Raw genomic sequence first — 12130 nt, 5'->3', positions numbered from 1 at the left:
GGACGGGTTACAAGTTTGTTCCAGTTCGAGTTTTGCCATGTTTTGGTCTTTGAAGGCTTTTGCCGCCCGTATTGTCGGTTCTTCTGATCCCACCCCTACACCTCTGCCTGCGTCCGTCGCCGATGCTACTGCATGGCTTGTCGCCTCGGGGCAGTTGAACATCCCAATCGCAGAATCAGATGAAAATGATGCGATCGGGCATCAGGTGATCGAACGTGGCCGCCATCTGGCGCGGCAGGATATGTGGGCAGAACTGTCGCTGGAGATGCGCGCTGCAGATGAGGGGCGCAAGGCTACGCCTTGCGGGCAGCCGATCTCCGAGCTGTTGGCATTTGGGGCCCGGTCCGATGTGGTTTTGGCGGCCGAGCACGCGCTGTCGGACGGCAAAGCACTGTCAGACTATGATCTGCTGGGCGGGATCTCGGAATTGGAAGGCGAGATTCAGAACCATCCCGATGATCCGATGATCACGCTTGTGGTTGCCTTGGCCCATATCGATTTGGCGTGGGCCTGGCGCGGGACGGCGCACCCGGACACGCTGCCGGCGCTGCACCAATCCCGTTGTGCCGCGCATTTCGACCGGGCTGCTGCGCTGCTTCCGAAATGCCGCGCTGCGCTGCCCGACAGTCCGGCGATTGCTGCAGCGGATTGCGCTTTGCTGGCAGGACACATTGATCCGCGCACCCGCGTTGCTGATAAATACGAGGCCCTGATCACGCTGGATCCCCAGAACCATCGCCACATGCGCGCGATGGGCAGCCACCTGCTGCCACGCTGGTTCGGCAGCTATGAACAGCTTGAGGTGCAAGCCTTGCGAAACGCCGCACGGACCCAGAAAAATTGGGGTGCGGGTGGGTATACCTGGGTGCAATTCGACGCCATCGCGCTGGATGACGAGGCCTGCGCGCGGGTAGATGTCGAGTACTTCCTTGAAGGTTTGCGCGATATCGTTGCACGTCGTCCGGATCAGCAGACAATCAACCTGCTGGCGGCCTATTGCTCGGTCACATTGCAGAACAGAATGGGCCAGAACCCGCGCGCCGATATCGCCCGCAAACAGATTTGCGAGGCCGCAAACTGGCTGATCCGCGATCACATGACCGAACTGCATCCGCTGATCTGGGCCCACGCGGCGAACGGGTTCAATAACAGCCTTCGCGTCAACTCGGCCGAGCGTTTTGCCGCCCGTGGTCGCCGCGATGCGCTGAAGGCAATCGCCAATCTGTTGCGGGATGAGTTGCGCAGTGGGCAGAGTGTGACCTTTACACCGTCGGGGCTGCAGTTCTCGGGGAACTAAAGCGCCATTGCCCCTTGCCCCTTTGGCGCGCCGGGCCTAATACGCAGGCTTAGACTTCTGCGGAAATGAGGCGCGCCATGCTCGACCTGACATACGAAATGCCCAAACCCAAAACCATTGCCGGGGCCAAGCACGATTGGGAACTGGTGATCGGGATGGAGGTGCACGCTCAGGTCTCGTCCAACGCCAAACTATTCTCGGGCGCGTCGACCCAATTCGGGGCCGAGCCGAATTCGAACGTGGCGTTTGTGGACGCCGCAATGCCGGGGATGCTGCCGGTGATCAACGAGTATTGCGTTGAACAGGCCGTGCGCACCGGGCTGGGTCTGAAAGCGGATATCAACTTGAAATCGGCCTTTGACCGCAAGAACTACTTCTATCCCGACCTGCCGCAAGGATACCAGATTTCCCAGCTTTATCAGCCTATTGTAGGTGAAGGAGAAGTTCTGGTCGAGATGGGCGACGGTACCGCGCGCATGGTCCGCATCGAACGCATCCACATGGAGCAAGACGCGGGCAAATCGATCCACGACATGGACCCGCATATGTCCTTTGTCGACCTGAACCGGACCGGTGTGTGCCTGATGGAGATCGTTTCGCGCCCCGATATTCGCGGGCCGGAAGAGGCCGCGGCATATATCGCCAAGCTGCGTCAGATCATGCGTTACTTAGGCACCTGCGACGGCAACATGCAAAACGGCAACCTGCGGGCGGACGTAAACGTTTCGATCTGTCTGCCGGGTGCTTACGAGAAGTATCAGGAAACACAGGACTTTTCGCATCTGGGCACGCGCTGCGAGATCAAGAACATGAACTCAATGCGCTTTATCCAGCAAGCGATCGAGGTCGAAGCCCGCCGTCAGATTGCCATCGTCGAAGGCGGCGGTACCATCGATCAGGAAACCCGTCTGTACGACCCGGACAAGGGCGAGACACGCTCGATGCGGTCCAAGGAAGAGGCGCATGATTATCGCTACTTCCCCGACCCCGATCTGCTGCCGCTGGAGATCGAACAGGCATGGGTGGATGACATCGCCGCCAATCTGCCCGAGCTGCCAGACGATAAAAAAGCTCGTTTTATCAGTGCGTTCGGCCTGACCGACTATGACGCATCGGTGCTGACCGCCGAGGTGGAATCAGCGGCTTATTTCGAAGAGGTCGCCAAGGGGCGCAGCGGCAAGCTGGCCGCGAACTGGGTCATCAACGAACTGTTTGGACGCCTAAAAAAAGAAGACCACGACATCACCGAGTCTCCGGTGTCTCCGGCTCAGTTGGCGGGTATCATTGATCTGATTTCGTCGGATGCCATCTCGGGCAAGATCGCCAAGGATCTGTTCGAAATCGTCTATACCGAAGGCGGTGACCCGGCGCAGATCGTTGAAGACCGCGGCATGAAACAGGTGACAGATACCGGCGCGATCGAGGCCGCTTTGGACGAGATCATCTCGGCCAATCCGGCGCAGGTTGAGAAGGCCAAGGTGAACCCGAAATTGGCCGGATGGTTCGTCGGTCAGGTGATGAAGGCCACCGGCGGCAAGGCCAACCCGAAGGCCGTTAACGAACTGGTCAGCAAAAAGCTGGGTTCGTAAACCTTCCGAGTTGTACAAACCCCGGACAGGGGTTTGTTCGATTTGTACATAACGAAAACTTAATTTCAGAGCGCTCAAATCGGGCAAGCCATCGGCTTGACTCCCTGCCCGAATGCGCATTCTCATCTTGCCAAGTCAGAGAGGTGAGCATCAATGAAAAATCGTTTCGATCAGGAACTGGAAACCCGGCTGGTGCGCTATGCCGCCATCGACAGCCAGAGCGATGAGACCTCGCCATCGACCCCCAGCACCGAAATCCAGTTCGACATGCTGAACCTGCTGAAGCAAGAGCTTACCGAAATCGGTGCGCAGGATGTTGAGATGACTGGTGACAGCGTCGTGGTGGCAACCATCCCCGGTACGGCCGAAGGACCGACCATCGGGTTTCTGGCGCATGTCGACACCGCGCCTCAGTTCAATGCAACCGGCGTGAAGCCTCGGGTGATCAAAGGGTATAATGGCGGCGAGATTACTTTCCCTGATGATCCCGAGCTAGTGCTGTCGCCTGAAGAGCACCCTTATCTGGCCGAAAAGATCGGGCATGATTTGATCACTGCGTCGGGAACAACTCTGCTGGGGGCCGATGACAAAGCGGGCGTTTCGATCCTGATGACGATGGCGCGACACCTGCTTGAGAACAAGGACGTGCCGCACGGTCCGATTCGCATCGCCTTTACCCCGGATGAAGAGATCGGGCGCGGTGTTACCGAACAGCTGCCCAAAGATCTGGGCGCGGATTTCGCCTATACGCTGGACGGGCAGGAACTGGGTGAAATCGAATACGAAAGCTTCTCGGCCGATCGGGCGGTGATCAAGATCACCGGCGTGTCGATCCACCCCGGTTTGGCCAAGGACAAAATGGTAAACGCCGCGCATCTGGCGGCGAAGATCGTGCAGACCCTGCCGCAGGCGACGATGACGCCCGAAGTCACGGACGGGCGTCAGGGGTTCATCCATGTCACCGATATGAATGGCGGCTCGTCCGAGATGGAAATCAAGCTGATCCTGCGCGATTTCGAAATGGATGCGCTGGAAGCCCAGCGCGAGATCGTCCGACAAGTCTGCGCCGCCGTACAGGCCACCGAGCCGCGTGCGACCATCACCTGCGACATCTCCCATCAGTATCGCAACATGCGCTATTGGCTAGAAAAGGACATGACGCCGGTTGATCTGGCCCGCGAGGGCTGCCGTGAACAAGGGATCGAGCCGGTCTCGGTGCCGATCCGAGGTGGCACCGACGGCTCGCGCCTGACCGAATTTGGCACACCAACACCTAATATCTTCACAGGCATGCAATGCATACACGGCCCGTTGGAATGGATTTCGGTTCAGGACATGGCGGTCGCAACCGAAACGTGCCTGTCGCTGGTCAGCAAGGCAGCGCGAGGCTAAAGCAACAGTGCGGGCTGAATTTCGCCAATGCGTGATCTTGGCTTTCGCCCGCCTGTCAAAATGTTAATTTGCCCCGACATGGCAATCAGGACCAGTTGATGCAGCGCTACGAATACAAAGTTGTCCCCGCTCCGCAAAAGGGCACCAAGGCGAAGGGCGTGAAAACGCCCGAGGGCCGGTTTGCCACCTCGATCGAGCAACTGCTGAACCAGATGGGACAGGATGGCTGGGAGTATCAGCGCGCCGAGTTGCTGCCCAGCGAAGAACGTTCGGGTCTGACCGGGTCAACCACCAACTGGCGCAACGTGTTGGTTTTCCGCCGGGCTCTGGCGTTGGAAAAACCTGAGCAGTCCGAACCCGTCGAAGAGGACACCGCCCCAACCGCGCGCGCAGTCCCGGGACCCGAAGAGGTTTTGGCCAAAACTCCTGCCGCCCCTGCCCCAATCTCGGAAGAGCCCGAAGACCCGCCCTTGTCTTTGAAACCTTCGGACGAAGTGGCGGATGACGAAGTGCGCCCCGAGCAAGCACGCCCAGCCGAGCCGTGATTGGATAACAATCAATCGAATGATACCGCGTGAAGGGGCAAGGCCCTTATTCCCTGCCCCATAACGGTTATGCTTTGTCAGTTCCGACCCGCGAACCCCATCGGCGAGAAACGACGCAGCAAGGGGATTGCTGCTGAGCCAGTTGACCTTGAATTTGGCACATCCAGGAAGCTAGGCGCGCAACCGCCAGACAGGGCAACTGCATGACCTGCGAAACCAATATTTGCGGAGCCAAAAACGAGCGTGGGGTAAGAGGGTTTATTGCAAGGTTGTCAATTGCAAGCTGATTGCCCTGCATACATCCCAGCGCCTGCACCTGCTGCAGTCGCGAGTGTCTTGCCTGTTCCGCCTCCGAACCGATTTCCAACCACTCCCCCAAGGGTAGCGCCACCAAGGATTCCCGCAGCGCAGCGAGCGTCTTGCTGTACCTGCGCCTGAGTTGGCGTCGTCGGAGCCCCGCAAGCAGCCAAGAGCAGTGAGGTCGCAAGCGCACAGGTTGTCAGTGCTTTGTTCATCTCGATTGCCTCTCAAATACCAAATAGTTATCTGAGTAAGTGGCTCTGGCGCGTCTAGCGTACAAGAGATCAGCGTCTGTTTGATTCGAGATTAATCAAAACTTAATAAAGAAGACTAAGGGTCGAGCGCTTAATACGATATTTGCTGGTTTCCGATGGTTGCGGGTGCCGGGTTCCTGGTAAACCCCGACATTGGACGGCCGCGTTTTTATTGTAGAAAACGGGCGATGAGCGCGGAGCATCACAGTAAGATTTGACGCACAATAAAGCGCGACTACTGAATCTTCTGTTCCCCTATATTTGCCCCCAAGACCACATAGGTCGCGAGCCAGATCGAGCAAATATACATAGATATCTGAAGAGATGGTGCCCCCACACGGCACTGAACAACGTAATCTCAATGCCCCTCAATGCGTCAAGATGAAGAATTTATCTCAATATAAACAACGGCATTAATCTCTCTATTCGTCTGCATGCCTCATAATGCGTCTTGATACCGCATGAAAAACAGGGGATAAAATGGGGGATACGAAACTCTATCCCCCGAGGAACGCATGGCAGGAGCCCTCTACAAGCTGAGCGCCGCAAAGGTCCGTACTGCCGGACCGGGCAAGCATAGTGATGGTGGTGGCCTGTATCTGTATCGGCTGGCGTCTGGTGACCAATGGGTGTTTCGGTTCACTATCTCGGGCAAGCGCAAGGAAATGGGTTTAGGCGGTTATCCCGGCGTGACCTTGGCACAGGCCCGCGAACAGGCTGACGTGTACCGCGCCATAGCCAAGAACGGCGGCAACCCTATCGAGGTGCGCAACAGCGAAAAGGCGCAAGCCGCTGCCGACCAGATTGCCAACGATCCGAAGGCCAGAGAAAAGCGGTTGTTGAAGAACATCGCCCCTGAGGCGTTCAAGGCCCGTCAGGCGCAGTTGAAAGACAATGGTGTAGCTGGCCGTTGGTACAGCCCTATCAAAACGCACATCCTGCCAGCGCTGGGCGACAAGCCTGTCGAAGATATCACCGGCACCGCCATAGCCGACGCGCTGCGCCCGATATGGCACACCAAGACCGACGTCGCCAGGAAGGCGCTAACCCGCCTCAAAGCCTGCCTTAGCTACGCCAGCGCTAAGAAATACGAGATTGACCGCCATGCGATAGACGATGCGCGCGAACTACTGGGTAAGCAGGTCCACAAGGCAGAGAATATCCCGTCAATGGATTGGCGGGACGTTCCAGCATTCTATCAGAGCCTGGAGGGCGGCGGCACGGTTCAACTCGCTCTGCAATTACTGATCCTGACCGGATTGCGGTCGAAGCCGATCCGCTTTGCTCGGGCTGACCAGATTGACGGATTCGTGTGGACAGTGCCCGCAGAACTGGTGAAGGGGCCACGCGGAAAGACTGACGATTTCCGGGTGCCTTTATCGGCGGAAGCGATACGAATTGTTGAACTGGCTGAAAAGACCGCCCGCGATGGTTTTCTGTTCCCCGGCGTCCGCAAGGGCGTAATCAGTGACGCCAGCATGTCCCGGCATATGGAGCGGCTGGAACTAGCCGCCCGCCCCCACGGGTTTCGGTCCAGTTTCCGAACATGGGCCGACGAGGCAACCAGTACAGACTATGAAATCAAGGAAACCGCGATTGGCCATAAGGTCGGGTCCGCCGTTTCCCGCGCCTATCAGCGATCCGATTACTTTGATGAGCGTCTATTACTGGCCGAACGCTGGGCGGCGCACGTCACTGGCAAACAGGCAGAAATAATCCAATTCCACGGATCAACAAATCAATAGAAATGTCCGATTATCCCCAAGCAACGAAATTCTTTGTGGACAACCGCGCGCCGCACCCTTCCCCTAAGGAGAATCACACAGTATGTTGTAGACAGGTCCTGACACGCCACGATGCGTCGTAGGGCTTCACCGCAGAGGGTCGCCGCCACTTCTCACAATATTGGCGACCCATCTGCTTCAACCCCAAAGCAGGAGCTTCGGAATAACAATGCATACGATTGGAGATAGGGCCAAGGCCATTTTCAGCAAAGATGCTGAGTTCGTTTCTCCCTCTCGTGTGCCTCATTATATGGCAACCTGTCGTGATAAACGCAACAGTTATATTTCGCATCTAGCGAACGGCTGGGCCGCATATCATCTACGGATGATCCGCCAGAAATGTGTAATGTTCTATCCGAGGCTTCTGCTCAATATGGAGAAATCCACATGGCAGAAGTTGCCGAAAAGCCTAAAAACCTGATCCGCCAAACTCGCGCAATTGAAGAGTACGGACTGAGCCGGTCAACATTCGACCGCGCAGCCAACGCAGGCTTGTTAAAGAAGTACAAAGTTGGCCGCGCTACATTCTTGGATACGTATCAAATTGATGCGCTTATCACAGGTGAAGCCCAGCCCGTTTAATGAAAACCCGCGCCAATGGGCTCAACATTGGACACGGGCAATTTCGTTATATCAGTAACGGCTTACGACGCCCTTAGTCTACAATGTTCGTTCCCCGCGCGCAAGCGAGGTCAGAGCAAATGACTGTAACTACAGGTACAGAATTCAAGACTGAACGCCCATCACCGGGCACACTCTGGGTAACGGGCTGGCACAGCCTGAAATCCGAAACCACAATCGCTGCATTTCTTGTCGAGAGTGATGGCGCAGATCCGCGCACCATCCTCGTCAGCAAGAACAAGCGGCGCATTTTCGAAGCGCTGATTGACAACCCCATGTACTGCGCCAGCCCCTGCCGGTTGTCGCACTACGTCATGTTGTTGCGTGAGGAACAGGGTCTCAACATTGAGACCGAGTGGTACAGTAACGACCCGAAAACCGGGCGTGAACGCTACGGCGTGTATGTACTCAAAGACAAGGTGACGCGGATCACCGGAAACGAGGTGCGGTCATGAGCCGCCCTCTTATTAACGTTGATAAGCATGGCCGCGATGAATCCGGCGAAAGCTTTGACTTCACCGCCACGCCCCAGGCCGTCGCTGAGGGGCTGATGACCATCAGGCCGGTAACGCTGGTTTACCCAGATGGACGCCGGGAAATGGCCACACGGGCGCTGATAACGCAGAAGGGCATGGCCCGCCTTCAGAAGCATTTCGGAGGTGGATCATGAACGGTTCAGACCTGACATACAATCTGGGCGGTGTCTGGCGCAATGGACGGGGCTCTGCGCCCTGTCCTGTCTGCCAACCCGAACGTCGTCGGGATCAGCAAGCCCTGTCAATCTCGGAATCTGGCGGCAAACTGCTGCTGTACTGCTTCAAAGGTGGCTGCGGGTTCAGAGAAATCGCAGACGCTGCGAACGTCCCAGCCAATTCGGCACGGATCGACCCGGCGGCACAGCGTGAAGCGGATCAGAAGCGCAAGGAATACGAGGCAAACAAGCTACGGCAGGCGCGCGGTATCTGGGAAGCAGCGCGGCCCATCGAGCGCACCAAGGCCGAGGCTTATCTACGGGGGCGGGGTATCACCTGCCCCCTTCCCGCTTCCCTGCGATTTGCACCTGATATCTTCCACAGCCCGTCCACGTCGTGGGCAATGGCAATGGTGGCGGATGTCACAACTGGCGGCATTCACCGGACGTTCTTCGATAAGAAAGGCAACCGTCTCACTAAGTCAGTAAAGATGATGCTCGCGCCATGCTGTGGCGGCGCTGTGGTGCTGTCAGAGGCGCAGGGGCCGCTTGTGGTGTGCGAAGGCATCGAAACCGGCTTATCGCTGCTGTCTGGCTTGCTGAGCGAGCCTGCAACGGTTTGGGCCACTCTGTCCACCAGTGGAATGAAGGCACTACGCCTGCCGGACAATCCGGGGGCGTTGATTATCGCAACAGACGGAGACCCAGCCGGACGGGAAGCGGGCGACAGCCTCGCATCTAGGGCACACGCCCTTGGCTGGAAAGTATCGATGATGCCCGCACCAGACGGGCAGGATTGGAATGACGTCCTAAGAGACGGAGCAGTGACATGAACGTAGCACAAACCATACCGTATAAGGCAGAAGGCCCCCTACCATTGCTGCGGGAAATCCCCCGTGGTGCTGATTATCCAGTTAGCGCCCTTGGGCCACTCGCAGGGGCCGTAAAGGCCGTTCAACAGGCAACTCAGGCCCCAGTGGCAATCGCCGCGCAATCGGCCCTGTCAGTGGCGTCTCTGGCGGTGCAGGCCCATGCAGATGTTGAAACTCTGGCTGGTTATTCCCCAACTTCTCTATATTGCCTGACGGTTGCACAATCGGGTGAGAGAAAGAGCGGATGCGATAAGCTGGTCATGAATGGCTTGCGCGAATTCGAGCGTGACCAAACGGCCCAACACAAAGAGGATATGGCCGAATGGCAACTTGCCCAAAGGCTCTGGACTGCCAAGCGCGACAGGCTGTTAAAAGAGGCCAGCGGATCAAAGCCAGACAAGGCAGCAGCAGCCGAAGCGGATTTGAAGGCCATGGGGCCGGAACCTGCTCAACCACTATCACCGAAGCTTACGGCGTCAGAACCAACAATAGAGGGATTGGTGAAGCTCTACCTTGTCGGGCAGCCCAGCCTGGGCCTGTTTTCTGACGAGGGCGGCGGGTTTCTGGGTGGCCATGCCATGAACTCAGACAACCGCATGAAAACCGTCGCCGGGTTATCAAAGCTTTGGGATGGTGAACCTCCTGACAGGGTTCGTGCCGGTGATGGCGCTGTTAGCCTCTATGGGCGCAGGCTGGCAATGCACCTTATGGTTCAGCCGGTCGCGGCAAGGCCGCTGCTATCAGATCCAATTGCTTCTGGTCAGGGATTCTTAGCCAGGTTCCTGATTACTGAGCCGCCCAGCAATATCGGCGCGAGATTGAACCGGCCCGACGCGGATTTAGCGGGATCAGCAAAAATAGCAATGGCCGGACGCCTGAATCAACTCTTAACGCTTCCTAAGCCGCTGGATGAGGATAAGCCACAAGAACTCAAGCCAAGGGCGCTACACCTGTCAGGCGGGGCAAAAGACCTGCTGTTTGAATACTACAGCGCGACAGAGCTTGCGCAGGGTCGTGGTGGTGACTTTGAACACGTCAAATCATTCGCCTCTAAGTCGGCGGAACAGGCGGCGCGGATCGCCGGTGTCCTGACGCTGTGGCACAATCATGAGGCTGCCGAGGTGTCGCTTGACGCCATGACCGACGCCATACAACTGGCGCAGTTCTATCTGGGAGAAGCCAAGCGGCTGGCAGAGGCGGCAACGATAACAGAGCGGATCGAACAAGCCGAACAGTTGCGACGGTGGATATTGGACTGCTGGCCCGAGCGAGCAGTCGCCATGGGCCGCTCATCTCAAACAATCCTACCCGGTGATGTTGTTCAGTATGGTCCTAATTCTTTCCGCGAAACACGCAAGGCTAAAGAACTTCTGAATGTGCTGGTGGAGCACGGTTGGCTGCATCAACTCGAAGCCGGAACCGTGGTTGATGGTGCAAACCGAAATCTAGCGTTTGGAATAGTGAGAGGGTGAGCCAATGACGTTCTTTTTCGATGCTCGAGCTGTAGCAGCAAAAATTCAAAATCAGCAGGCCACCCCTGCTAAAGCTGCTAATCTCGCTAAACAGGACGCCGAACCCCGGCCCCATTTAGCGACTTTAGCGGATTTAGCAGCCCCAACCGGTGAAATTGCAGAAAATCGGGTGGCGCAGGTTGAGCCACCTGAATTACCCCACCCTGTCCAGCGACAGCCCCCGGAACGCGGCCTAGTGCCCGGCAAAGTGGGTTGTGGCGGCAGGCCGGTCACTTGGACGGGCAAAGTAGTCAGCTTGGACGACTGGCGGAACCTGACGGAATGGGAGCGCCACGGACCGAACGGCAGACTGTGGAATGGCAAAACTCAGCAGTGGGAGCAGACGAAATGAGCAGTGATGACAACCTCGAATACGGAAAGAAATCGGACATGAGAAATGAGATTTCAAAAGGCGAAGTTGCGCGAGAAACAGAAGTCAAAATGAAAGGGTCGGCATCAGAGGGGCACGAAGTTGTAATGTCTCGCGAAGATAGTTTGCGAAAGATTTTCTGCACAGATGACAATATCCAGGCCGAAGCACTTCTTTCACACTGTCTAAAGGCGCTTAACAGGAACGAAGCCGGGGATAACGGTGACGCTAACGACGAGCGTGGGTTCATGCTGTCCATTGTGCGAGATGTGGAGCCCCGTGACGCCTTTGAACGAATGCTAGCGGTTCAGATGGCGGCAACCCATGTCGCTACAATCCGGTCGGCACGGTGGCTCGCGACATGCGAAAACCTTCAGCAATGCCAGGCTCATAACACGGGCTTCAACAAGTTGACCCGAACATTTGCGGCGCAGTTGGAAGCGCTTCGCAAATATCGCAATGGCGGAAAGCAAACGGTGACTGTCCAACATGTGAATGTGGAAGACGGTGGTCAAGCTATTGTCGGGAACGTTGAGACCGGGGGGAGTAAAAAGTGAAAGTTGACACCAACCCCATGCAAAGTGCACATGCGGCTCCACGATGCACAGTGAAGTCAAAACGCACCGGACTTCCATGCAAAAACCCTGCGGTGACAGGTTGGTCAGTTTGCCGAATGCACGGTGCCGGCGGCGGTCATGGCCCTGGCAAGGCCAATCCGGCCTACAAACACGGTATTCGCAGCAGGGAGGCTCAGGAGATGAGGAAAAACATCAACGAGCATGTGCGTCTGGCTCGTGAACTGGATCGACTGCAAGATGGACGCTGATAGAACGCACGGGATTTGTGCACACAGAAAGTTGGCGACTTCGCAGAAGCACTTGGCAGAAATTCGCAATCATTATTC

The 12130-nt window shown here is 56.9% G+C and carries 14 protein-coding genes; 13 read left to right on the top strand and 1 reads right to left on the bottom strand.

The annotated features are described in order from the left end of the window. The first annotated feature begins 37 nt into the window (after positions 1 to 37). The 4 genes from ACRZ96_RS18790 (at position 38) to ACRZ96_RS18775 (ending at position 4823) form a co-directional block, all read left to right on the top strand. The gene (locus tag ACRZ96_RS18790; RefSeq protein ID WP_170404131.1) at positions 38 to 1297 is read left to right on the top strand and encodes a hypothetical protein; all 1260 of its coding nucleotides are present in this window, start codon (positions 38 to 40) and stop codon (positions 1295 to 1297) included. Between the two features lie 77 nt (positions 1298 to 1374). Further along, complete coding sequence (gene gatB, locus ACRZ96_RS18785) at positions 1375 to 2886, top strand: Asp-tRNA(Asn)/Glu-tRNA(Gln) amidotransferase subunit GatB (RefSeq protein ID WP_170612191.1); 1512 nt, start codon at positions 1375 to 1377, stop codon at positions 2884 to 2886. A gap of 153 nt (positions 2887 to 3039) precedes the next feature. Then, a complete protein-coding gene (pepT, locus tag ACRZ96_RS18780) occupies positions 3040 to 4278 on the top strand; it encodes a peptidase T (RefSeq protein WP_480771615.1) in 1239 nt (412 codons plus the stop codon). A gap of 98 nt (positions 4279 to 4376) precedes the next feature. Further along, the gene (locus ACRZ96_RS18775) at positions 4377 to 4823 is read left to right on the top strand and encodes a DUF4177 domain-containing protein (RefSeq protein ID WP_170424178.1); all 447 of its coding nucleotides are present in this window, start codon (positions 4377 to 4379) and stop codon (positions 4821 to 4823) included. Positions 4824 to 5095: 272 nt separating this feature from the next. On the opposite strand, the gene ACRZ96_RS18770 is transcribed toward ACRZ96_RS18775, so the two are convergent. Continuing rightward, positions 5096 to 5338 (bottom strand): glycine zipper 2TM domain-containing protein, encoded by a 243-nt coding sequence (locus ACRZ96_RS18770; protein ID WP_480771616.1) that lies wholly within the window; start codon positions 5336 to 5338, stop codon positions 5096 to 5098. A 554-nt stretch (positions 5339 to 5892) separates the two neighbouring features. Here ACRZ96_RS18770 and ACRZ96_RS18765 point away from each other — a divergent pair. The 9 genes from ACRZ96_RS18765 to ACRZ96_RS18725 all read left to right on the top strand — a co-directional run bounded on the left by ACRZ96_RS18765 (position 5893) and on the right by ACRZ96_RS18725 (position 12052). Further along, positions 5893 to 7122: a tyrosine-type recombinase/integrase gene (locus ACRZ96_RS18765; protein ID WP_480814927.1), complete on the top strand. Its 1230-nt coding sequence runs from the start codon at positions 5893 to 5895 to the stop codon at positions 7120 to 7122. A gap of 426 nt (positions 7123 to 7548) precedes the next feature. Continuing rightward, positions 7549 to 7743, top strand: a complete 195-nt coding sequence (locus tag ACRZ96_RS18760; protein ID WP_480814926.1) for a hypothetical protein — start codon at positions 7549 to 7551, stop codon at positions 7741 to 7743. Between the two features lie 119 nt (positions 7744 to 7862). Further along, on the top strand, positions 7863 to 8237 hold the full coding sequence (locus ACRZ96_RS18755) for a hypothetical protein (RefSeq protein ID WP_480814925.1): 375 nt from the start codon (positions 7863 to 7865) through the stop codon (positions 8235 to 8237). Beyond that, on the top strand, positions 8234 to 8452 hold the full coding sequence (locus ACRZ96_RS18750; protein ID WP_480814924.1) for a hypothetical protein: 219 nt from the start codon (positions 8234 to 8236) through the stop codon (positions 8450 to 8452). Before ACRZ96_RS18755 ends, ACRZ96_RS18750 begins: the two co-directional genes overlap by 4 nt. Next, entirely contained in the window at positions 8449 to 9306 is an 858-nt protein-coding gene (locus ACRZ96_RS18745) for a DUF7146 domain-containing protein (RefSeq protein WP_480814923.1), read from the top strand. The genes ACRZ96_RS18750 and ACRZ96_RS18745 overlap by 4 nt, the downstream gene beginning before the upstream one ends. After that, positions 9303 to 10817 carry a YfjI family protein gene (locus tag ACRZ96_RS18740; protein ID WP_480814922.1) on the top strand — a complete coding sequence of 505 codons (1515 nt, stop codon included), beginning with the start codon at positions 9303 to 9305 and terminating at the stop codon, positions 10815 to 10817. Before ACRZ96_RS18745 ends, ACRZ96_RS18740 begins: the two co-directional genes overlap by 4 nt. A 4-nt stretch (positions 10818 to 10821) precedes the next feature. Continuing rightward, positions 10822 to 11208, top strand: a complete 387-nt coding sequence (locus ACRZ96_RS18735) for a hypothetical protein (RefSeq protein WP_480814921.1) — start codon at positions 10822 to 10824, stop codon at positions 11206 to 11208. Beyond that, complete coding sequence (locus ACRZ96_RS18730; protein WP_480814920.1) at positions 11169 to 11783, top strand: hypothetical protein; 615 nt, start codon at positions 11169 to 11171, stop codon at positions 11781 to 11783. The genes ACRZ96_RS18735 and ACRZ96_RS18730 overlap by 40 nt, the downstream gene beginning before the upstream one ends. A 116-nt stretch (positions 11784 to 11899) precedes the next feature. Beyond that, positions 11900 to 12052, top strand: coding sequence for a hypothetical protein (locus tag ACRZ96_RS18725; protein ID WP_480814919.1), 153 nt, complete (start codon positions 11900 to 11902; stop codon positions 12050 to 12052). Positions 12053 to 12130 lie beyond the last annotated feature (78 nt).

The sequence above is a fragment of the Ruegeria sp. CF1 genome, from assembly GCF_056537445.1.
Note: the sequence above shows the minus strand (reverse complement) of the source record. Positions and strands in the feature narration are given on the sequence as shown.